Consider the following 21,996-nt stretch of genomic DNA (forward strand, 5'->3'; position numbering starts at 1 on the left):
CGTGGAGTGTCAATCCGCCTCCCCCAGGAGAATCCACGCCGTGCGCATCGCAGTCACCGGCTCCATCGCCACCGACCACCTCATGACCTTCCCCGGCCGCTTCGCCGACCAGTTCGTCGCGGACCAGTTGCATACGGTCTCGCTGTCCTTCCTGGTCGACAACCTCGACGTGCGCCGGGGCGGCGTGGCCGCGAACATCGCCTTCGGGATGGGCCAGCTCGGCACCCGCCCGATCCTCGTCGGGGCCGCCGGCTTCGACTTCGACGAGTACCGGGCCTGGCTGGACCGGCACGGCGTCGACACCGACTCCGTCCGCATCTCCGACACGCTGCACACCGCGCGCTTCGTGTGCACCACGGACTCCGACCACAACCAGATCGGCTCCTTCTACACGGGCGCGATGAGCGAGGCCCGCCTGATCGAGCTGAAGACCGTCGCCGACCGTGTGGGCGGCCTGGACCTGGTCTCCATCGGCGCCGACGACCCGGAGGGCATGCTCCGGCACACCGAGGAGTGCCGCTCGCGCGGCATCCCGTTCGCCGCCGACTTCTCCCAGCAGATCGCCCGGATGAACGGCGAGGAGATCCGGATACTGCTGGAGGGGGCGACCTACCTCTTCTCCAACGAGTACGAGAAGGGGCTCATCGAGACGAAGACCGGCTGGAGCGACGCGGAGATCCTCGACCGGGTCGGGCACCGCGTCACCACCCTCGGGGCGCGCGGTGTCCGCATCGAGCGGGCCGGCGAGGCGACGATCGAGGTCGGCTGCCCGGACGAGGAGCGCAAGGCCGACCCGACGGGTGTCGGTGACGCGTTCCGGGCGGGGTTCCTGTCGGGACTCGCGTGGGGGGTGTCGCTGGAGCGGGCGGCGCAGGTCGGATGCATGCTCGCCACGTTGGTCATCGAGACGGTGGGTACACAGGAGTACCAGCTGCGGCGGGGCCACTTCATGGAGCGGTTCGTGAAGGCGTACGGGGATGATGCGGCGGAGGAGGTTCGGGCGCATCTCGCCTGAGCCGCCGGGAGGGGTGCGTGGGGGCTGGTCGCGCAGTTCCCCGCGCCCCTGAAAGAACGAGCTGTCCGCGGCGGCCCTGGTGAGGGGCCGGCCCTCCTTGCGTCTGAGGTGCGCGCTTCCTCGCGCCCTTGAGGGGTGCGGTGCTCGCCGCGTTCCTGGTGAGGGGCCGGCCCCCTTGACGTTTGGGGTGCGCGGTTCCTCGCGCACCTGGGGGGTCAGTTGAGCCGGCGGATCATGTAGGCCGTTCCTTCGGCTGCCGGTTCTTCGCCGAGGTACTGCTGGCCACGCATCTCGCACCATGCCGGGATGTCCAGGCGGGCCGCCTCGTCGTCGGCGAGGACACGGACCGTGCCGCCCACCGGGACGTCCCCGATCACCTTGGCCAGCTCGATCACCGGGACCGGGCAGCGCCGGCCCAGCGCGTCCACGACCAGGGCGTCCTCTCCCTGCCGGGTCACGACGTCCCCGGCGGACACCGGCGCCCCCAGCTTCTCCCGGACCTCCGCCACCACCTCCGGCAGGACCGTCAGGAAGCGCTCGACGTCCTCCTCCCGTGTCCCCGGCGGCAGCGAGACGCGGATGTTGCCCTCGCTGAGCACACCCATCGCCCTGAGCACATGGCTGGGCGTCAGCGTGCTGCTCGTACAGGAGGAACCGGAGGACACGGAGAACCCGGCGCGGTCCAGGTCGTGCAGCAGTGTCTCCCCGTCGACATAGAGACAGGAGAAGGTGACGATCCCCGGCAGCCGCCGTTCCGGGTCGCCGACCACCTCCACGTCCGGCACCAGCCCCGGCACCCGCGTCCGGATCCGCTCCGTCAGTTCCCGCAGCCGTACCGCCTCCTCGGCCGCCTCCGCCCGCACGGCCCGCAGGGACGCCGCCGCGGCCACGATCGCCGGAAGGTTCTCGAACCCAGCCGCCCGGCCCGACTCCCGTTCGTCGCGCGGTCCCTGGGGCGCGAACCGCACCCCCTTGCGTACGACGAGCAGCCCCACCCCCGGAGGGCCGCCCCACTTGTGGGCGCTCGCCGCGAGCAGCGACCAGTCGCCCTCCACCGGACCCCAGCCCAGCGACTGGGCCGCGTCCACCAGCAGCGGCACGCCCGCCGCCCGGCACGCCGCGGCCACCTCGCCCACCGGCTGAACGGTCCCCACCTCATGGTTGGCCGACTGCAGACACGCGAGCGCGGTGTCCGGCCGCAGTGCCTCGGCGTACCCGGACGGGCTCACGGCTCCCGTGCGTTCCACCGCGACCTCGGTGACCGACCCACCGCCGGCCAGGTGAACCTCCGCCGCATGGAGTACGGAAGAGTGCTCGACGGCAGACACGATCAGGTGATGCCCCGCGCGCCGCCGCCCGGCCAGCGCCCCCGCGATCCCCGAGTGCACCGCCGAGGTGCCTGACGAGGTGAACACCAGTTCGTCCGCCCGGCACCCCACGGCCTCCGCGGCAGCGCCCCGCGCCGCGTCCAACAGCATCCGCGCCCGCCGCCCCTCCCGGTACAACCGCGCGGGATCCGCCCACCCCTCGTCGAGGGAGGCCATCAGCGCCTGACGGGCAACAGGATGAAGAGGGGCACCGGAAGCGGCATCGAAGTAGGGCACACGGCAACGCTAACCCCCCAGGGGAGGGGAACCCTGCGATCAGCCGCGCCGCCGCCGCAGCCGCCGCACGAACCCGTACCCCCGAGTGATGAAGCGCTCGGTGTAACCCGCGGCGCGTATGGCACCCCTCCTCACGACCCCCTGGAGGGCGTCGGCTAGGGTTTGGTCCGCATAAACATCCAAACCCCTGCCCGACGCAGGGCGGCGACCGACCCGCGACAAGGCCAGGGCGCAGCCGTACAGCGCGGGCGAGACTCTCGGGAAGGCGCTACGTGAGTCCCAACGGCTCCGACCGCTCGCCGCGGCGCCCCATGCGGCGGAAGCTGCTGCAGGCACTGACCGCGGGCCTGGTCCTGGCGACCGCCACCGGTTGCACATGGGAGGACTTCCCCCGCCTTGGTATGCCCACGCCCACCACGGAAGAGGCTCCGCTGATCCTCTCCCTGTGGCAGGGATCGTGGGCCGCCGCGCTCGTCGTCGGCCTGCTGGTGTGGGGCCTGATTCTGTGGAGTGTTTTCTTCCACCGGCGCAGCCGCACCAAGGTGGAGGTTCCTCCGCAGACCCGGTACAACATGCCCATCGAGGCGCTGTACACGGTGGTTCCGCTCATCATCGTGTCGGTGTTCTTCTATTTCACCGCGCGTGACGAATCCGAGCTGTTGCGGCTCGAGAAGAGTCCCGACGTCACGGTCAACGTGGTCGGCTTCCAGTGGAGCTGGTGCTTCAACTACGTCGAGAACGTCGACGGTTCCACCGGGGACGCCAAGAAGTCCAAGGAACTGGACGCGATTCCGCAGCGTTACAAGGACGCCTTCCCGGCCGACGCCGGTGGCGCCTACGACTGCGGCACGCCCAACACCCGTAACCCGCAGACCAACAACCCCGGCCCCACCCTGTGGCTGCCCGAGGGCAAGCGGGTCCGCTTCGTACTGACCTCGCGGGACGTCATCCACTCCTTCTGGGTGGTTCCGTTCCTGATGAAGCAGGACGTCATCCCGGGCCACACCAACGCCTTCGAGGTGACCCCCAGCCGTGAGGGCACCTTCCTCGGCAAGTGCGCCGAGCTCTGCGGCGTCGACCACTCCCGGATGCTGTTCAACGTGAAGGTGGTCTCCCCTGAGCGTTACGAGCAGCACCTGAAGGACCTCGTGAAGAAGGGCCAGACCGGTTACGTGCCCGCCGGCATCGGACAGACGGGCCCTGAGAAGAACCGGGAGACGAACATCCTGTGAGCATCCTCAATCAACCTCAGGGTGCCGAGGCAGCCGGGTCCCACTACGAGGACGAGCTGCCGGTACGGCGCCAGAACCGTGGCGGCGTGGTCGTCAAGTGGATGACGACCACCGACCACAAGACGATCGGCACCATGTACCTGGTGACGTCGTTCGCGTTCTTCGTCATCGGCGGCATCATGGCCCTGGTCATGCGTGCCGAGCTGGCCCGGCCGGGTCTGCAGATCGTGTCGAACGAGCAGTTCAACCAGGCGTTCACGATGCACGGCACGATCATGCTGCTGATGTTCGCGACGCCGCTCTTCGTGGGCTTCGCGAACTGGATCATGCCGCTGCAGATCGGCGCGCCCGACGTGGCGTTCCCGCGGCTGAACATGTTCTCCTACTGGCTGTACCTGTTCGGCTCGCTGATCGCCGTGGGGGGCTTCCTCACCCCGGACGGCGCGGCCAGCTTCGGCTGGTTCGCGTACTCCCCGCTGTCGGACGTGGTCCGCTCGCCGGGCGTCGGCGCCGACATGTGGATCATGGGTCTGGGGCTCTCCGGCTTCGGAACCATCCTCGGTTCGGTCAACTTCATCACCACGATCATCTGCATGCGTGGTCCCGGTATGACGATGTTCCGCATGCCGATCTTCACCTGGAACGTGCTGCTGACGGCACTGCTGGCCATCATCGTGTTCCCGGTGCTGGCGGCGGCGCTGTTCGCACTGGAGGCGGACCGTCAGTTCGGTGCGCACATCTTCGACTCGGCCAACGGCGGGGCGTTGTTGTGGCAGCACCTGTTCTGGTTCTTCGGCCACCCCGAGGTGTACATCATCGCGCTGCCGTTCTTCGGCATCGTCTCCGAGATCATCCCGGTCTTCGCCCGCAAGCCGATGTTCGGCTACATGGGTCTGATCGGCGCGACCATCGCGATCGCGGGTCTGTCGGTCACGGTGTGGGCGCACCACATGTACGCCACCGGCGGTGTGCTGCTGCCGTTCTTCTCCTTCATGACCTTCCTGATCGCGGTCCCGACCGGCGTGAAGTTCTTCAACTGGATCGGCACCATGTGGAAGGGCAGCCTGTCCTTCGAGACACCGATGCTCTGGACGCTGGGCTTCCTGATCACCTTCGTCTTCGGTGGTCTGACCGGCGTGATCCTGGCCTCGCCGCCGCTGGACTTCCACGTCACGGACTCGTACTTCGTGGTGGCGCACTTCCACTACGTGGTGTTCGGCACGGTCGTGTTCGCGATGTTCGCCGGCTTCCACTTCTGGTGGCCGAAGTTCACCGGCAAGATGCTGGACGAGCGTCTGGGCAAGATCACCTTCTGGACGCTGTTCATCGGCTTCCACGGCACGTTCCTCATCCAGCACTGGCTGGGCGTCGAGGGCATGCCGCGCCGGTACGCGGACTACCTCGCGGCCGACGGCTTCACCGCTTTGAACACGATCTCCACGATCGCCTCGTTCCTGCTCGGCATGTCGCTGCTGCCGTTCTTCTACAACATCTGGAAGACGGCCAAGTACGGCAAGCCGGTCGGCGTGGACGACCCGTGGGGCTACGGACGTTCCCTGGAGTGGGCGACCTCCTGCCCGCCCCCGCGGCACAACTTCCTCACCCTGCCGCGGATCCGCAGTGAATCCCCGGCGTTCGACCTGCATCACCCGGAGATCGCCGCGCTCGACCAGCTCGAGAACGCCGGTCACGGGGAGAAGGCCCTCGCTGGCGACAAGGAGGCCGGCAAGTGAAGATCCAGGGCAACCTGTTCATGTGGCTGAGCGTCTTCTTCCTCCTGGTCGCCGGTGTCTACGGCGTGTGGTCGAAGGAGCCGGTCGGTACCACCGCACTCTTCCTGGCGTTCGGCCTGTGCATCATGGTCGGCTTCTACCTGGGCTTCACGGCCCGGCGGGTCGACGTGGGCGCGCAGGACAACAAGGAAGCTGACGTCGCCGACGACGCCGGAGAGATCGGGTTCTTCAGCCCGCACAGCTGGCAGCCGCTGCTCCTCGCCGCGGGTGCCGCCCTGGCCTTCCTGGGCGTCGCGGTCGGCTGGTGGCTGCTGTACTTCTCGGCGCCGCTGCTCCTGATCGGCATCTGGGGCTGGGTCTTCGAGTACTACCGCGGTGAGAACCGCACCCAGTAACACGAGCCACGGCACATCGGGGCCCGGACACTCCGTCAGGAGCGTCCGGGCCCTTGTTTGCGCCGCCCACCGTCACCCGTTCGGCCCGTCCAGTGAGCCCGGCCCGGCACGGCTGCCTAGCGTGACGCCATGAGGCACACAGAGATCCTTCGTGGCGCGGGCGGCCGGAGCCGTGCCGTCGGCTGCACGCTGCTGGTGATCGCCCTCGGAGCGGGAGTCACCGGTTGCTCATCCGACGACCCCCTGTCCGCCGAGCCCTACGACGCGGCGGACCAGATCTCCTTCGGCGGGTCCGTGGACGGGGACAAGCCGGCCGACCCCGACAAGCCCCTGGAAGTCGTCGCCGAGGACTCCGGCCGCCTCACGGACGTCACCGCCGTGGACGCCTCAGGGCGCTACGTGGCGGGCGAACTGGCCGCGGACGGCAGCCGCTGGCACAGCACCTCCCCGCTGGCCGCCAACGCCCGGTACACGGTCCGGGTGAGCACCGAGGACGAGGACGGTGCCCCCGGCCGCAAGGTCCTCACCTTCACCACCGGCAAGCCGGCCACCACCAAGCGCCTGGCCGTCACCTTCGGGCCCGAGGCGGGCACGTACGGCGTCGGCCAGCCCCTCACCGCCGAGCTGAACACTCCGGTCAGGGACCGGGCCCAGCGGGCCGTCGTGGAACGTGCCCTCAAGGTCGACTCCACGCCTGCCGTGCGCGGTGCCTGGCACTGGGTCGACGACAAGAAGCTGCACTACCGCCCGAAGGAGTACTGGCCGGCCCACGCCACCGTCCGGGCGCGCAGCACCCTGGAGGGCATCAAGATCGGTGACCGGCTGCGGGGCGCCCCGTCCAAGCCGCTGACGATCCGCACCGGCGACCGGGTGATAGCCCTCACCGACGCCGCCTCGCACCGCCTGACGGTCTTCAAGAACGGTGAGGAGATCAAGCAGATCCCCGTCACCACCGGCAAGCCCGGCTTCGAGACCCGCAACGGCGTCAAGGTGGTCCTCGCCAAGGAACCCTTCGTACGCATGCGCAGCACCACCGTGGGCATCGCCGAGGGCTCGTCGGAGTCGTACGACCTGGACGTCCGCTACGCCACCCGGGTGACCTGGAGCGGCGAATACGTGCACGCCGCCCCGTGGTCCGTCGGATCCCAGGGCTACGCCAACGTCAGCCACGGCTGCGTGGGCATGAACACCGGCAACGCCGAGTGGTTCTTCGACACCGTCCGCCAGGGCGACATCGTGGAGGTCGTCAACTCGGCCGGCGACATGATGGAACCCTTCGGCAACGGTTACGGCGACTGGAACCTCGACTGGACCAAGTGGCGCGCGGGCAGCGCCCTGACCGTCGGCAAGTCCCCGAACACCCAGGACACCTCACGCCTGCGCCCCACGGCCGTGTAACCCCCTCAGGGGCGCGGGGAACGGCGCGCCCAGCCACCGCCGGACCCGCAGCCGCCCCACGACAGAACCGACGGAGTCACTGGAACCGACGGAGTCACTACGCGCTCTGCAGCCGCTTCTGCCGCAGCAGCGCCGCCAGCGCGGACGCGAACTCCACCGGCTCGACCGGCAGGGTCACCGCCGACTCCGCCCGACTCCACGTCGCCAGCCACGCGTCCTGCGGCCGCCCGATCAGCAGCAGCACCGGCGGGCAGTTGAACACCTCGTCCTTGATCTGGCGGCACAGTCCCATGCCGCCCATCGGCACGGCCTCGCCGTCGAACACGCACACATCGATGCCACCCCGGTCCAGCTCCGTGAGCACGGCTGCCTGGGTCGCACACTCCACGAACTCCACTACGGGCACGTCCGGAGCCGGCCGCCGCCCGGTCGCGAGGCGCACCTGCTCCCGGGTGTTGGCGTCGTCGCTGTAGACCAGCACCGTGGCGGTCGCCTGCATTGTTCCTCCACGCGTAAGAGAGAGGGCACGGCTCTGTCGGGACCCTCGGGTACCGATGGCGCGGATGCTACCCCCTCGGACCGCTTGTCAGCACGGGTTCGGACACGGCTTCGAAGGGGCCTCGGGTGGGCCATCCGGGCAGTCCAGGAGGGGGGAACACACCGAACGGCACCCCCGGGAGTGAGGGCGGGATAAGCGACCGACATAATGTCGGCGTGGCGACAGCAACGACAGTAGATACCGGGCACGCGCCCCCGTCGGTCAACCGACCGAACCTCACCAGCGTCGGAACCATCATCTGGCTGAGTTCCGAGCTGATGTTCTTCGCGGCCCTCTTCGCGATGTACTTCACCCTGCGATCGGTGACCGGACCCGACTTCTGGTCGGAGAAGGCCGACGCCCTGAACTTCCCGTTCTCGGCGGCGAACACCACGATCCTGGTGCTCTCCTCTCTCACCTGCCAGCTCGGCGTGTTCGCCGCCGAGCGCGGTGACGTGAAGAAGCTCCGGATGTGGTTCATCGTCACCTTCATCATGGGCGCGGTCTTCATCGGCGGTCAGGTCCTCGAATACACCGAGCTGGTCAAGCACGAGGGCCTGTCCCTCTCCTCCGACGCATACGGCTCGGCCTTCTACCTGACCACCGGCTTCCACGGCCTGCATGTGACGGGCGGTCTCATCGCCTTCCTGCTGGTCCTGGGCCGCACCTATGCGGCACGGAGGTTCACCCACGAGCAGGCGACGGCAGCCATCGTCGTGTCCTATTACTGGCACTTCGTCGACGTCGTCTGGATCGGCCTCTTCGCCACGATCTACATGATCAAGTAGCACGGGCCCACAGCCTCGCGCGCTCGAAGCAGCGCACCAACCAGAAGCATCGACGCAGAAGATCCTGACACCGGGGTAATCCGTGAAAAAGCTCTCCGCACGACGACGCCACCCTCTGGCGGCGCTCGTCGTCCTACTCCTCGCGCTGGCATGCACCGGGGGGCTCTACGCCGTGTTCGCACCCGCGGACAAGGCGCAGGCCGACGAAACCGCCCAGTCCCTCACCATCGAGGAGGGCAAGAAGCTCTACGCGGTCGGCTGCGCCAGCTGCCACGGCACCGGCGGTCAGGGCTCCTCCGACGGCCCGAGCCTGGTGGGCGTGGGTGCCGCCGCGGTCGACTTCCAGGTGAGCACCGGCCGTATGCCGGCCGCCACCTCGCAGGGCGCACAGCTGCCCAACAAGCCGGCCGTCTACTCGCAGGCCGAGATCGACCAGCTGGCGGCGTACATCGCCTCCCTGGGCGCCGGCCCGGCCGTCCCGACCGAGGAGCAGTACGGCCCCGAGGGTGCCGACATCGCCAAGGGCGGTGAACTGTTCCGCAACAACTGCGCGCAGTGCCACAACTTCACCGGCAAGGGCGGTGCGCTCACCAACGGCAAGTACGCCCCCGACCTCGAGGACGTCGCGCCCAAGCACATCTACGAGGCCATGCTCACCGGCCCGCAGAACATGCCCTCCTTCCCCGACAGCACGCTGTCCGAGCAGAACAAGAAGGACATCATCGCGTACCTGGACGCGGTCAACAGCGATGAGTCCGAGAGCCCCGGCGGCCTCGCGCTCGGCGGACTCGGCCCGGTCTCGGAGGGTCTGTTCGCGTGGGTCTTCGGACTGGGCGCGCTGATCGCGGTCGCCGTCTGGGTCGCCGCTCGGACCGCAAAGGCCAAGAAGTCATGAGTAGCCAAGACATCCCAGAAGAGAACCTGCCCGCAGCGCAGGACACCGCCCACGGCTCGGTGAAGCTCGCGGACGAGAAGAACCCGTTCGCCGACCCGGGCCTGCCGCCCCACGAGCACCGGATCCAGGACCTCGACGAGCGGGCCGCCAAGCGGTCCGAGCGCACGGTCGCCCTGCTGTTCACGCTGTCGATGCTGGCCACCGTCGGCTTCATCGCCTCGTACGTGACGATCCCGGTCGACGAGACGGTCTACATCTTCCCGCTCGGTCACATCAGCGCACTGAACTTCGCGCTGGGCATGACCCTCGGTGTCGCCCTGTTCGCCATCGGCGCCGGCGCGGTCCACTGGGCCCGCACGCTGATGTCGGACCACGAGATCGCCGACGAGCGTCACCCGGTCGAGGCCTCCCCGGAGGTCAAGGCGCAGGTGATGGACGACTTCCGCCAGGGTGCCAAGGAGTCGGCGCTCGGCCGCCGCAAGCTGATCCGCAACACGATGTTCGGCGCGCTGGCCCTGTTCCCGCTCTCCGGCGTGGTGCTGCTGCGCGACCTCGGTCCGCTGCCCGGGACCAAGCTGCGCGAGACCATGTGGTCCAAGGGCAAGCTGCTGGTCAACATGAACACGAACGAGCCTCTGCGGCCGTCCGACATCATCGTGGGCTCGCTGGCCTTCGCCAAGCCCGAGGGCCTGGAGGAGCACGACCACGGCTTCATGACCGAGATCGCCAAGGCCGCCCTGATGCTGGTCCGCATCCAGCCGGAGGACATCAAGGACAAGCAGGCGCTGGAGTGGTCGCACGAGGGGATCCTTGCCTACTCGAAGATCTGCACCCACGTCGGTTGCCCGATCTCCCTGTACGAGCAGCAGACGCATCACGCGCTGTGCCCCTGTCACCAGTCCACCTTCGACCTCTCCGACGGTGCCAAGGTCATCTTCGGTCCTGCCGGTCACGCCCTGCCGCAGCTGCGCATCGGCGTGAACGACGAGGGCTACCTCGAAGCGCTCGGCGACTTCGACGAGCCCGTCGGTCCTGCCTTCTGGGAGCGCGGATGAGTACTGCAACGACCCCCGAGTCCCGCTCGCGCGGGAAGGCACCGGCCGGCGAGAAGGTTGCCGACTGGGCCGACGGCCGGCTGGGGATCTACTCCCTGGCCAAGGCCAACATGCGCAAGATCTTCCCCGACCACTGGTCGTTCATGCTGGGTGAGATCTGCCTCTACAGCTTCATCATCATCATCCTCACGGGTGTGTACCTGACGCTGTTCTTCCACCCGTCGATGAACGAGGTGGAGTACCACGGCTCGTACGTGCCCATGCAGGGCCAGCTGATGAGTGAGGCCTACAAGTCGACGCTGGACATCAGCTTCGACGTCCGTGGCGGTCTGCTGATCCGGCAGATCCACCACTGGGCCGCGCTGGTCTTCCTGGCCGGCATGTTCGTGCACATGATGCGCGTGTTCTTCACCGGCGCGTTCCGCAAGCCGCGTGAGATCAACTGGCTGTTCGGCTTCCTGCTGTTCGTCCTGGGCATGTTCACCGGTTTCACCGGTTACTCGCTCCCGGACGACCTGCTCTCCGGCACCGGTATCCGCTTCATGGAGGGCGCGGTCCTGTCCGTGCCGATCGTCGGCACGTACCTGTCGTTCTTCCTCTTCGGCGGCGAGTTCCCGGGGGACGACTTCATCGCCCGGTTCTTCTCGGTCCACGTCCTGCTGCTGCCGGGCATCATGCTCGGGCTCGTGGTGGCACACCTGATCCTGGTCTTCTACCACAAGCACACGCAGTTCGCGGGCCCCGGCAAGACCAACAAGAACGTCGTGGGCATGCCGCTGCTGCCGGTGTACATGGCCAAGGCCGGAGGGTTCTTCTTCCTGGTCTTCGGTGTGCTCGCCGTCGTCTCGGCGGTCGCCACGATCAACCCGATCTGGAACATCGGTCCCTACCGGCCGGACATGGTCTCCACCGGCGCCCAGCCGGACTGGTACATGGGCTTCTCCGAGGGCCTGATCCGTGTCATGCCGGGCTGGGAGATCAACTTCTGGGGTCACACGCTCGTCCTGGGTGTGTTCATCCCGCTGATGATCTTCCCGCTGGTCCTGGTCTCGATCGCGGTCTACCCGTTCATCGAGTCCTGGGTCACCGGCGACAAGCGCGAGCACCACATCCTGGACCGCCCGCGCAACGCCCCGACGCGCACCGCCTTCGGCGTCGCCTGGATCACGCTGTACTTCGTGCTCCTCGTCGGTGGCGGCAACGACCTGTGGGCCACCCACTTCCACCTGTCGATCAACGCCATCACCTGGTTCGTACGGGTCGCGTTCTTCGTCGCGCCGGTCGTGGCGTTCATCGTCACCAAGCGGATCTGCCTCGGCCTCCAGCGCCGGGACAAGGACAAGGTGCTGCACGGCCGTGAGTCGGGCATCATCAAGCGTCTGCCGCACGGCGAGTTCATCGAGGTCCACGAGCCGCTCAGCCAGGAGCAGCTGCACACCCTCACCGCGCACGAGCAGTACAAGCCGGTCGAGATCGGCCCCACGGTCGACGAGAACGGTGTCCGGCGCAAGGTGAAGATGAGCGAGAAGCTGCGCGCCAAGCTGAGCAAGGGGTACTACGGCGAGGAGTCGCAGGTCGCGAAGCCCACCGTCGAGGAGTACAAGGAGATCTCGAGCGGCCACGGCCACCACTGATCGCCTGACGCGCCTCACCCCAGTCGCCACACGACGGCGAAGGGCCCCCGTCCGTTCTGCGGACGGGGGCCCTTCGGCGTCCCCGAAGCTGGATAGGGTGGAGCCCGGAACCTCGTCCGGTTCCCGGGACTCTTCCACGACCATCAGGAGCGGCCATGAGCGCTGTGACCCCCGCTGGAGGCGACACCGCGGCGGGCCGTTCCTGGCCCGCCCTGCTGAACGGACTGCTGGACGGCCGGAACCTGTCCGCCGACGACACGGCGTGGGCGATGGACCTGATCATGCGCGGCGAGGCGACCGACGCGCAGATCGCCGGGTTCGCGGTCTCCCTGCGGGCCAAGGGTGAGACCGTCGAGGAGATCACCGGCTGTGTACGCGCCCTGTACGACCACGCCCATGTGATCGAGGTGCCGGGCGCCACGGTCGACATCGTCGGCACCGGCGGCGACGGCGCCAAGACGGTGAACATCTCCACGATGTCCTCGATCGTCGTGGCCGGCACCGGCGCGAAGGTCGTCAAGCACGGCAACCGGGCCGCCTCCTCCGCGTCCGGCGCCTCCGACGTCCTGGAGAAGCTCGGCGTCAATCTGCAGCTGACCCCGCGACGGGTGGCCGAGGTGGCCGAGGAGGCCGGGATCACCTTCTGCTTCGCGGTGAAGTTCCACCCGGCGCTGCGCCACGTGGCCGCCGCGCGCGGTCAGCTGGGCATCCGCACGGTGTTCAACTTCCTCGGCCCGCTGGCCAATCCGGCGAAGGTCAAGGCCCAGGCGGTCGGGGTCGCCGACCTCCGGATGGCCCCCATCATGGCCGGGGTCTTCGCCGGACGCGGTCACTCCTCGCTGGTGTTCCGCGGCGACGACGGCCTGGACGAGCTGACGACCACCGCCACCTCCAGGGTGTGGGTGGTCCGGGACGGCCACGTCAAGGAGGAGACCTTCGACCCGCGCGAGGTCGGCATCGACCTGGTGCCCGTGGAGGCCCTGCGCGGCGCCGACGCCTCCTACAACGCGGAGGTCGCCCGCAGGCTGCTGGACGGTGAGACCGGCCCGGTACGGGACGCGGTGCTGCTGAACTCGGCGGCGGCGCTGGTGGCCCTGGAGCCCAGCTCCGGCACCCTGACCGAACAGATCCGCGCCGGGATGGCCAAGGCGGCCGAGGCGATCGACTCGGGGGCCGCCCAGCGGATCCTGGAGCGCTGGGTCGCCGTCAGCAACGCGTAGGACCCACCGTCGGGATGTCCCGCGATCCGGACACGGGTTGCGGGACGCCGATCACTTCAGTACCTTCCTGTCCAGGTCACGAGTGACAGCCATCAGGCCCCGGCCGGCTGTCCGGCAACCCTCCGTCCGTGGCGGGGTGCCCCGGGTGAGGACCAGGCCGTGGGCAGCAGGGCTCACGGCAAGCGCGGACCCCTCGCACGCCAGGGGTCCTGGTCGTCGAGGAGCCTTCCGTGAGCCAGCGAATGCGCTAGGGCTGCCGAGCCCCGCCTCCGCAAACCCCTCTTCTCTTCCCTTCCGCGCTTGAGCGTCGTCCGCTCGCGCGGGGATTCCGTCTGCCTCACGGGAGTTGTGCCATGTCCGTCTCCACCGTTGCCGCCGACCGCTCCGTCTGTGCCCCGCTGCCCGTCCTGGGCCGGGACGTCACCGTCCCCCTCGTCACCGGTGGCGAGGCCGTCTACGCCGCCCTCGACTACGCCGCCAGCGCCCCCGCCCTCCAGCGGGTGTGGGACGACGTGGCCGCGTACGCGCCGTACTACGGCAGCGTCCACCGGGGCGCCGGGTACCTGTCCCAGCTCTCCACCGACCTGTTCGAGGACGCCCGCCGGACCGTCGCCGAGTTCCTCGACTGCCGCAGCGGGGACCAGGTGGTCTTCACCCGGTCCACCACCGACTCCCTCAACCTGCTCGCCGCCGCGCTCCCCGACGGCTGCGAGGTCTTCGTCTTCGAGACCGAGCACCACGCCTCCCTGCTGCCCTGGCGGGAGGCGCGCGTCACCTACCTCGACGCCCCCGGGGGCCCCCGCGAGGCCGTGACGACCCTGGAACGCGCCCTCGCCGGCCGTGACCCGCACGGTCCGGCCCTGGTCTGCGTCACCGGCGCCTCCAACGTGACCGGCGAGCTGTGGCCCGTCCGGGAGCTCGCCGCCGCCGCCCACGCGCACGGCGCGCGGATCGTGCTGGACGCCGCCCAGCTCGCCCCTCACCGCGCGGTGAGCGTGCGGGACCTGGACGTCGACTGGGTGGCCTTCTCCGGGCACAAGCTGTACGCCCCGTTCGGCTCCGGTGTGCTGGCCGGCCGCTCCGACTGGCTGCGGGCGGCCGAGCCGTACCTCGCCGGCGGTGGCGCGAGCCGAAAGGTCACCCGGCGCGCGGACGGGGGAGTGGACGTGGAGTGGCACGACAGCGCGGCCCGCCACGAGGCCGGCTCGCCCAACGTCATCGGTGTCCACGCCGTCGCCTCCGCCTGCAAGACGCTCATCGAGGCCGGCTTCGAGGCACTGGCCGTGCGTGAGGAGGAGCTGATCCGCACGGTGCGCGCGGGGCTCGCGGACGTTCCCCAGGTGCGGTTCCTGTCCCTGTTCGGGGACGACGCCCCGCGCGTCGGTGTGCTCTCCTTCGTCGTCGAGGGCTGGAACAGTTCCCACTTCGCCGCCGCGTTGTCCGCCGAGTACGGCATCGGCGTACGCGACGGGCTGTTCTGCGCGCACCCGCTGGTGCGCAGGCTGCTCGGCAGCGCCCCGCAGACGCAGGGCGAGTGCCGCGCTCCCGAGGCGGCGCCCGGGGAGAAGTCGCTCAACGCCATCCGGGTCAGCTTCGGGGCGGGCACGCCCGACGAGCACGTCGAGCGGTTCGTACGGGCGGTGCGCGAACTCGTCCGCGACGGCGCCCGCTGGACCTACCGCACGGTGGACGGCCGCTGCGTCCCGGACACCTCCGCCTGAGGGATGCTCGCCCTCCGTCCCTGCATCCCGGAGCCCCGGGTTCGGGACGGGAAGGGGCGGCGGGGGCGCAGCCATCACCGGCCGGACGCCACGCACTGCACGCGGAACCGGTGTCAGCTGTCCAGGCCGATGGCGAACGCCGCCTCCAGGTCGTGCTGCGAGTACGTACGGAACGCCACGTGGGTGTCGGTGCCCTCCACGCCCGGGATCTTGCTGATCCGGCCGGGGATGACCTCCGCCAGGTCCTCGTGCCCGCGGACCCGGACCATGGCGATCAGGTCGTAGGTGCCGGTGACGGAGAAGACCTCGCTGACATTGTCCAGCGCGGCGATCTGCTCCGCGATCTCGGGGATCCGGTCCACGCTGGTCTTGATGAGGACGATCGCGGTGATCACGGCTGGTTCTCTCCCTCGGGGGCCGGAGCAGGGGCGGACCTCACTGTAGTCGCCCCGCCGAAACACACCCACGCGTAGCCGAAGCCCAGCCCGAACCCCAGCAGGTGCGCCAGATGGGCCACCACCGGCCCGTCGGCCGTCCGCCCGGCGGCCGCCCACTGCAGTGCCGCCCAGAACGGCAGCACCACCCATGCCGGCAGACGCACCGGCAGGAAGAACAGGAACGGCAGAAGACTGGTCACCCGGGCCCGGGGGAACAGGAAGAGGAACGCCCCGAGCACCGCCGAGATCGCTCCGGACGCGCCGACCAGGGCACGCTCGGAGTCCGCGTCGGCCGCGGCGTACCCCAGCAGCGCCAGGTAGCCGCAGCCGGCGTAGCACAGGGTGAACCGCACCCGGCCCATCCGTGCCTCGGCCATCGCTCCGAAGACGTGGAGGAAGAGCATGTTGCCGAGCAGATGCACCCAGCTTCCGTGTACGAACAACGCCGTGGCCGGGGTGAGGACGGCCCCGGGGGATCCATCGAACAGGTCTGCGGGGACCACGCCCCAGTGCCGGAAGTAGGCCCTCCGCGCGGCGAGCAGTTCCTCCCCCGAACCGTGGGCCGGGTTGAGGCCCGAGGCCGGCCCGATCAGGAAGACCAGGCAGCACAGCACGAGGAGGGTGTGGGTCACCGGCGCGGAAGCGCCCCGGATCGCCGTGGCGGCCGACGCGCTCCAGTTGCGGGTCATGGACACAGAGCATGACGCAACCGGACGCAACCGCACATACCGCCTCGCCGCCATGGACGGGCGGGCGGTGGGGACCCGCCAGGCCGTAGGGTTACGTGCCACACGCACCGGGCAGCCCGGTGCGTCACGGACACTGGAAGGAAGGCGAACAGCCACGATGACGGTTCCTCTGCCGACGGCCTCGACGCGGTGGCGTTGCACCCTCTGCGGCAACCTCACCCGCTTCGACGTGACCCGCTCGTCGAAGGTCGTCGAGTACGTCCACCTCGACCTGGCCGGAGAGCCCAAGGTCGAGGAGCGCGAGGTGCTCGGTGAGACGATCGAGTCGGTACGGTGCCGCTGGTGCAACGCCGTGGACCAGGTGGAACTCGTGGACAGGCCGGGCGCCGGCTCCTGAAGCGGAGCAGGCCCCGCTGATGGTGACCCCGCACGCGGGGTCGCACACAGGCATGGGGGTGTGACGGATGGTGGAGACCACGGGCGGGGGGCCGCAGGACGGCGCCGCCGAGGTGCTCGACCGTCCGCTGCCCGACGGAGTGCGCCGCCGGGTCGTCCAGATCGTCGCCGACGGCTTCGGCGGACTCACGGTCGCCGAGCTGCCCGCTCAGCTCAGACAGTACGCCCGGTTCGCCCCGAACCGCCGCGCCAAGTTCGCCGGCAACGCCATGGCGGCGGCCCTGGAGAGCGATGCGACGTTCCGGCAGCGCATCGGGGAGAAGCTCAGGGAGGCCCAGGCGGAACTGACCGGAGCCCTCGACTCCGGCTCACCGCCCCCGGCCGCGGACCCGCTCGACGTGGCGGCCGCGGCCTATGTGCTCCGCCCGGCCGGCTGGGTCAAGCTGGTGACCGCCGCCGGCGAGGAGGCCCAGCGCGCCGAGGCCGAGCGCGCCGACGAGGAGGCCCGGGCCGAGCTGGACCGGCTGCGCGCCGAGCTCGCCCGGGCCCGCGAGCACACCAAGTCCGAGACCGAGCGGCTGCGCACCGAGCTGGAGTCGGCGAAGAAGGAGACCGAGTCGCTCCACCGCAAGCTGCGCTCCGCCCTCAGCGACGTCAAGCGCGGCGAGGCCGCCGTGCGCAAGCTGCGGGGCGAGATGGAGTCCGTGCGCGCCGAGGGCCAGGCCCAGGTGTCGGCCGCCGAGAGCGAGAGCCGGCGCCTCAAGGCCCGCCTGGAGGAGAGCGAGGCAGCCCTGGAGGCCGCCCGCCGGGCCGCCCGGGAGGGCCGCAGCGTCGAGGACATGCGGGTACGGCTGCTGCTGGACACCGTCCTGGAAGCCACCCAGGGGCTCCGGCGCGAGCTGGCACTGCCTCCCGTGTCCGTCCGGCCCGCCGAGACCGTGGACGCCGTGGAACCGGGGCGCATGACCCCGAAGGACATCGCCGCCCGCGCCCTCTCCGAGAACGATCCGGCCATCGTCGACCAGCTGCTGGCGCTGCCACAGGCCCATCTCGTCGTGGACGGATACAACGTGACCAAGACCGGCTATCCCCAGATGCCCCTGGAGAAGCAGCGCCTGCGCCTGCTGGGCCAGCTCGCCCAGCTCGCCGCGCAGACCGGCGCCGAGGTCACCTGCGTCTTCGACGGCGCCGAACTCGCCGCGCCGGTGCTGCTGGCGCCGCCGCGCGGAGTGCGTGTGCTGTTCTCCAAGCCGGGCGTCACCGCCGACGAACTCATCCGCCAGCTGGTGCGCGCCGAGCCGCCGGGCCGGCCCGTCATCGTCGCCTCCACCGACCGCGAGGTCGCCGACGGGGTCGCCCGCGCGGGCGCACGCCCCGTCGCGTCGGCGGTCCTCCTCAAGAGGCTTTCCTAGTATCTGATGTACATCCGTCCCTCGTGCAACGTACAAGGTTGATTGCCCGAATTGACGGAACCGTCACGCAACGTAGCGTCAATCAGTCATCACCGCAGGTGAGTTGAGGGCCAATAAACCCGCTGTAACGGAGATTTTATGTCCGGGGATTTGAACTGATCACAAGAACATCACTAGGGTCTCCCTTCGAACCCTCGCTCGCGCGATCACTCTCGAGAAGGAGCTCGTCTCCGTGGCGTCCCACCGTCGTCCCAAGCAGCCGAGCCGCGCACGCGTGACCGTGCTCACCACCGCTGCCGCAGCTGCCGTCGTCATGAGCTCGCAGGCGGCCAACGCCGCGCCGAGCGAGAAGCCGAGCAAGGACGAGGTCAAGGCCAAGGTCGACAAGCTCTACGAGCAGGCCGAGCAGGCCACCGAGAAGTACAACGGGGCCAAGGAGAAGCAGGAGAAGCTCCAGAAGGAGATCTCCACGATCCAGGACAACGTCGCCAAGGGCCAGCAGGAGCTCAACGAGCTGCGCGACGGCCTCGGTTCGATGGCCAGCGCCCAGTACCGCAGCGGCGGCATAGACCCCTCCCTGCAGCTCTTCCTCTCCGCGGACCCGGACGACTACCTCGACAAGGCGTCCACCCTCGACCAGTTGAGCACCCAGCAGGTCGACGCGCTGAAGAAGATCCAGGACAAGCAGCGCGAGCTCGCCCAGCAGCGTTCCGAGGCGTCCGAGAAGCTCAAGGACCTCTCCTCCACCCGCACCGAACTGGGCAAGAAGAAGAAGGAAGTCCAGGGCAAGCTCTCCTCCGCGCAGAAGCTGCTCAACACCCTCACCGCCGAGCAGAAGGCCCAGCTCAACGAGGAGCAGAACCGCGCCACCCGCACCAGCGAGCGCGACGCCCTCTCGACCAACGTCCCGGCCGGTTCCGGCCGCGCCGCCGCCGCCTTCGCCGCCGCCCAGAGCAAGCTCGGCACGCCCTACGTCTACGGTGCCACCGGCCCCTCCTCCTTCGACTGCTCGGGCCTGACCTCCTGGGCGTACGCGCAGGCCGGCGTCGGCATCCCGCGCACCTCCGAGTCGCAGACCGGAGCGGGCACCAAGATCTACTCGACCAGCCAGCTCAAGGTCGGCGACCTGGTGTTCTTCTTCAACGACCTGCACCACGTGGGCCTCTACGCGGGCAACGGCCAGATCATCCACGCCCCGCGCACCGGCACCGTCGTGCGCTACGAGTCGATGAACACCATCGGCGGCCCGTTCATGTTCGGCGTCCGCGTCTAGCGCTTCGCCCGGCGTCCGGTGCGCCCGTTAGAGGGAATCGCACCGGCGCCGATCCGTCCCACGCCCCGCCTCCGACGCAGGTCACAGGCGGGGCGTCACCGTGTGTGCCCGCCCGGGCCGTTGGTCCGCCCGCCACCGCCGGCGCTACTGTCTGCCGCGTTTCCCTGTCCGCCAGCGGAAGGAGCGCGGCTTCCCGTGGGGTCCCATCGCCGTACCGCACCATCCTCAGGATCCGACCGGAGCGCCGTCGTCGCCCTCGGCCTGCTGTCAGCTGCCGCCACCGCTCTCGGTGCGGCACCGGCCGCGGCGGCTCCGTACGACGACACCCGCGCCGACGTGGACCGTCTCTACCAGGAGGCGGAGAAGGCGACCGAGGCCTACAACGCGGCCGACGAGCGTGCCGACGGCCTGCGCCGGCAGATTGCCGCCGCGCAGGACGGGATCGCCCGCAAGCAGCAACGCGTCAACACCATGCGCGAGTCGCTGGGGTCGCTCGCCGGCGCCCAGTACCGCTCCGGCGGCCTGGAGCCGGCCCTCGCCCTGCTGCTCTCCTCCGACCCGGAGGACTACCTCGAGAAGGCCTCCGTCCTCGACCGGATCACCGCCCACCAGGCCGGTGAGCTGAGGAGGCTCCGGGGCGCCCTGCGCTCCCTCGCTCAGGACCGCGCGGAGGCGGCCGGCCGGCTCAGCGCGCTGGAGAAGAGCCGCAAGGCGGTCGCCGCCCACAAGCGGACCGTCGAGAGCAAGCTCGCCGAGGCGCGCCGGCTGCTGGGCTCCCTCCCGGCCGGCGAACGCGCCGCCTGGGACCGCGCCACCCGTTCCGCCCGCACGGACCTGCTGGGCCCCGGCGGCGTCCCCGCCTCGGGCCGGGCGGCCGCCGCCGTCGCCGCCGCCCGCTCCGCCCTCGGCAGGCCCTACGTCTGGGGCGCCAACGGCCCCTCCGGCTTCGACTGCTCCGGACTCACCCAGTGGTCGTACGCCCAGGCAGGGGTCGCGCTGCCGCGCACCTCGCAGGCCCAGCGGTACGCCGGCCGGCAGGTACCGCTCTCCGAGGCACGCCCCGGTGACCTGGTCGTCTACCGCTCCGACGCCTCCCACGTCGGGATGTACATGGGCAACGGCCAGGTGATCCACGCGCCCTACCCCGGCGCCCCCGTGCGCTACGACCCGGTCGGGATGATGCCGGTCTCGTCGGTCACCAGGGTCTGACCGGGACGGCCCGGCGCCCGTACCCTCGGAAGGGTGGCTGGTCGAAGGCGGGTGTCGGGGGCGTCGGTGGTGGCGCTGTGTCTGCTGCTCATCTCCCTGGTGGCGTGCGGGGGCGGACCGGCTGTCGACGCCGCCCGCGCGGAGGTGCAGTCACTCCTCGACCGGCGCGCGGAGGCCGTCCTCGACCGCGACGCCGCCGCGTACGCCGGTACCGGCACCCGGGCCGGCTTCGACAACCTGCGCGCGATACCGCTCGCGGACTGGGCCTACCGCGTCACCGCCCTGGACCGCACCGGCGACTCCGCCACCGCATCCGCCGACCTGCGCTACCGCGTCGAGGGCCACGACCGCTCCCCGGTGGTCACCACCCGCTCCCTGAGCCTGAGCCGGGACCGGGACGGTGACTGGTCCGTCGACTCCGACCGCCCCGCGGAGAAGTCCGGCCAGCAGCTGTGGGACCAGGGCGCGGCGCGGGCCGTCCGGGGGGAGCGGAGCCTGGTGCTGGGCGTCGGGCAGCCCGCCGGAAAGCTGCGCGAATACGCCGAGCTGGCGGACCGCGCGGTGCCCGCGGTGTCCGACGCCTGGGGCCGGGGATGGACCCGGCGGGTCGTCGTCCTGGTCCCGGAGTCCCTGGAGGGCATGGCGGGCCTGCTGGGCTCACCGGCCTCCTCCTACCGGGGGATCGCGGCGGTCACCACCGGCGCCACCGGCACGGACGGTCCGGTGCCGGCGGACCGCGTCATCGTCAACCCGGACGCCTTCGGACTGCTCGGCGACTCGGGCCGGCAGGTCGTCCTCACCCACGAGACCACCCACGTCGCCACCCGCGCCCACACCTCCGCGTCGACCCCGCTGTGGCTGTCCGAGGGGTTCGCCGACTGGGTCGGCTACCGCGGCGGCGACCGCGCCCCCGCCGAGGCCGCACCGGAGCTCGCGTACGCGGTGAGCCAGGGGGAGGCGCCGGGCGCCCTGCCGGAGGACGAGGAGTTCGGCTTCTCCGGTGACGCGGACCGCCTGGCCCGGGCGTACGAGGGCGGCTGGCTGGCTTGCCGCCTGATCGCCGACCGCTGGGGCGAGGAACGCCTCCGCGCGTTCTACCGCACGGTGGGCGCCCACGAGTCCCGCGACGGCGCGGTCGAACACGCCCTCGACAAGGTCCTCGACACCACCCCGGAGGCCTTCACCCTGCAGTGGCACGACTACGTGCAACGCGTCCTGGCCTGACCACCCCACAGCCACCCGCGAGCCACCCCACGGCCACGCACGCCCCACTCTCCGTGCCACGCTCTCCGTGCCCCGCTCTCCGCGGGCAGTCGTGCCGCACGGGTGGGCGCTGGGGATACCCCCTCCGG

At 70.1% G+C, this 21,996-nt stretch carries 20 protein-coding genes and 1 riboswitch; of the genes, 16 read left to right on the forward strand and 4 right to left on the reverse strand.

Features of this window, described 5'->3' with window-relative positions; translation table 11 throughout:
* The first annotated feature begins 40 nt into the window (after window positions 1-40).
* A complete protein-coding gene (locus ACZ5C2_RS04985; protein ID WP_468786616.1) occupies window positions 41-1,015 on the forward strand; it encodes a carbohydrate kinase family protein in 975 nt (324 codons plus the stop codon).
* A 215-nt stretch (window positions 1,016-1,230) separates the two neighbouring features.
* Here ACZ5C2_RS04985 and ACZ5C2_RS04990 read toward each other — a convergent pair whose 3' ends face one another.
* Window positions 1,231-2,619 (reverse strand): aminotransferase class V-fold PLP-dependent enzyme, encoded by a 1,389-nt coding sequence (locus ACZ5C2_RS04990; RefSeq protein ID WP_468786618.1) that lies wholly within the window; start codon window positions 2,617-2,619, stop codon window positions 1,231-1,233.
* A gap of 272 nt (window positions 2,620-2,891) precedes the next feature.
* On the opposite strand from ACZ5C2_RS04990, the gene ctaC reads away from it, so the two are divergent.
* The 4 genes from ctaC (at window position 2,892) to ACZ5C2_RS05010 (ending at window position 7,377) form a co-directional block, all read left to right on the forward strand.
* Window positions 2,892-3,851, forward strand: coding sequence for an aa3-type cytochrome oxidase subunit II (gene ctaC / locus ACZ5C2_RS04995; protein WP_468786620.1), 960 nt, complete (start codon window positions 2,892-2,894; stop codon window positions 3,849-3,851).
* Window positions 3,848-5,584, forward strand: a complete 1,737-nt coding sequence (ctaD, locus tag ACZ5C2_RS05000) for an aa3-type cytochrome oxidase subunit I (RefSeq protein WP_468786622.1) — start codon at window positions 3,848-3,850, stop codon at window positions 5,582-5,584. Before ctaC ends, ctaD begins: the two co-directional genes overlap by 4 nt.
* The gene (locus ACZ5C2_RS05005; RefSeq protein ID WP_468786624.1) at window positions 5,581-5,979 is read left to right on the forward strand and encodes a cytochrome c oxidase subunit 4; all 399 of its coding nucleotides are present in this window, start codon (window positions 5,581-5,583) and stop codon (window positions 5,977-5,979) included. Before ctaD ends, ACZ5C2_RS05005 begins: the two co-directional genes overlap by 4 nt.
* 129 nt (window positions 5,980-6,108) lie before the next feature.
* Window positions 6,109-7,377, forward strand: a complete 1,269-nt coding sequence (locus tag ACZ5C2_RS05010; RefSeq protein ID WP_468786626.1) for a L,D-transpeptidase — start codon at window positions 6,109-6,111, stop codon at window positions 7,375-7,377.
* Between the two features lie 97 nt (window positions 7,378-7,474).
* On the opposite strand, the gene ACZ5C2_RS05015 is transcribed toward ACZ5C2_RS05010, so the two are convergent.
* Window positions 7,475-7,876, reverse strand: a complete 402-nt coding sequence (locus tag ACZ5C2_RS05015) for a response regulator (RefSeq protein WP_468786628.1) — start codon at window positions 7,874-7,876, stop codon at window positions 7,475-7,477.
* A gap of 215 nt (window positions 7,877-8,091) precedes the next feature.
* On the opposite strand from ACZ5C2_RS05015, the gene ctaE reads away from it, so the two are divergent.
* The 6 genes from ctaE (at window position 8,092) to ACZ5C2_RS05045 (ending at window position 15,228) form a co-directional block, all read left to right on the forward strand.
* Window positions 8,092-8,703 carry an aa3-type cytochrome oxidase subunit III gene (ctaE, locus tag ACZ5C2_RS05020; protein WP_468786630.1) on the forward strand — a complete coding sequence of 204 codons (612 nt, stop codon included), beginning with the start codon at window positions 8,092-8,094 and terminating at the stop codon, window positions 8,701-8,703.
* A gap of 82 nt (window positions 8,704-8,785) precedes the next feature.
* Entirely contained in the window at window positions 8,786-9,598 is an 813-nt protein-coding gene (gene qcrC, locus ACZ5C2_RS05025; protein WP_468786632.1) for a cytochrome bc1 complex diheme cytochrome c subunit, read from the forward strand.
* Window positions 9,595-10,653, forward strand: coding sequence for a cytochrome bc1 complex Rieske iron-sulfur subunit (gene qcrA, locus ACZ5C2_RS05030; protein WP_468786634.1), 1,059 nt, complete (start codon window positions 9,595-9,597; stop codon window positions 10,651-10,653). The genes qcrC and qcrA overlap by 4 nt, the downstream gene beginning before the upstream one ends.
* The gene (gene qcrB / locus ACZ5C2_RS05035; RefSeq protein WP_468786636.1) at window positions 10,650-12,287 is read left to right on the forward strand and encodes a cytochrome bc1 complex cytochrome b subunit; all 1,638 of its coding nucleotides are present in this window, start codon (window positions 10,650-10,652) and stop codon (window positions 12,285-12,287) included. The genes qcrA and qcrB overlap by 4 nt, the downstream gene beginning before the upstream one ends.
* Before the next feature lie 155 nt (window positions 12,288-12,442).
* The gene (gene trpD, locus ACZ5C2_RS05040) at window positions 12,443-13,507 is read left to right on the forward strand and encodes an anthranilate phosphoribosyltransferase (RefSeq protein WP_468786638.1); all 1,065 of its coding nucleotides are present in this window, start codon (window positions 12,443-12,445) and stop codon (window positions 13,505-13,507) included.
* 74 nt (window positions 13,508-13,581) lie between these two features.
* Window positions 13,582-13,698: riboswitch (SAM riboswitch) on the forward strand.
* 162 nt (window positions 13,699-13,860) lie between these two features.
* The gene (locus ACZ5C2_RS05045) at window positions 13,861-15,228 is read left to right on the forward strand and encodes an aminotransferase class V-fold PLP-dependent enzyme (protein ID WP_468786640.1); all 1,368 of its coding nucleotides are present in this window, start codon (window positions 13,861-13,863) and stop codon (window positions 15,226-15,228) included.
* 113 nt (window positions 15,229-15,341) lie between these two features.
* Here ACZ5C2_RS05045 and ACZ5C2_RS05050 read toward each other — a convergent pair whose 3' ends face one another.
* Window positions 15,342-15,623 carry an Lrp/AsnC family transcriptional regulator gene (locus tag ACZ5C2_RS05050; RefSeq protein WP_468786642.1) on the reverse strand — a complete coding sequence of 94 codons (282 nt, stop codon included), beginning with the start codon at window positions 15,621-15,623 and terminating at the stop codon, window positions 15,342-15,344.
* Window positions 15,620-16,354: a rhomboid family intramembrane serine protease gene (locus tag ACZ5C2_RS05055; protein ID WP_468786644.1), complete on the reverse strand. Its 735-nt coding sequence runs from the start codon at window positions 16,352-16,354 to the stop codon at window positions 15,620-15,622. The genes ACZ5C2_RS05050 and ACZ5C2_RS05055 overlap by 4 nt, the downstream gene beginning before the upstream one ends.
* A gap of 157 nt (window positions 16,355-16,511) precedes the next feature.
* On the opposite strand from ACZ5C2_RS05055, the gene ACZ5C2_RS05060 reads away from it, so the two are divergent.
* The 5 genes from ACZ5C2_RS05060 (at window position 16,512) to ACZ5C2_RS05080 (ending at window position 21,868) form a co-directional block, all read left to right on the forward strand.
* Entirely contained in the window at window positions 16,512-16,751 is a 240-nt protein-coding gene (locus ACZ5C2_RS05060) for a hypothetical protein (protein ID WP_042165845.1), read from the forward strand.
* A gap of 67 nt (window positions 16,752-16,818) precedes the next feature.
* Entirely contained in the window at window positions 16,819-18,162 is a 1,344-nt protein-coding gene (locus ACZ5C2_RS05065; RefSeq protein ID WP_468786647.1) for an NYN domain-containing protein, read from the forward strand.
* A 232-nt stretch (window positions 18,163-18,394) separates the two neighbouring features.
* Window positions 18,395-19,435 carry a C40 family peptidase gene (locus ACZ5C2_RS05070; RefSeq protein ID WP_468786649.1) on the forward strand — a complete coding sequence of 347 codons (1,041 nt, stop codon included), beginning with the start codon at window positions 18,395-18,397 and terminating at the stop codon, window positions 19,433-19,435.
* A gap of 195 nt (window positions 19,436-19,630) precedes the next feature.
* Window positions 19,631-20,644, forward strand: a complete 1,014-nt coding sequence (locus tag ACZ5C2_RS05075) for a C40 family peptidase (protein WP_468786651.1) — start codon at window positions 19,631-19,633, stop codon at window positions 20,642-20,644.
* A 33-nt stretch (window positions 20,645-20,677) separates the two neighbouring features.
* Window positions 20,678-21,868 carry a hypothetical protein gene (locus ACZ5C2_RS05080; RefSeq protein WP_468786653.1) on the forward strand — a complete coding sequence of 397 codons (1,191 nt, stop codon included), beginning with the start codon at window positions 20,678-20,680 and terminating at the stop codon, window positions 21,866-21,868.
* Window positions 21,869-21,996: the final 128 nt, after the last annotated feature.

This window comes from Streptomyces sp. NPDC031365 (assembly GCF_055569765.1).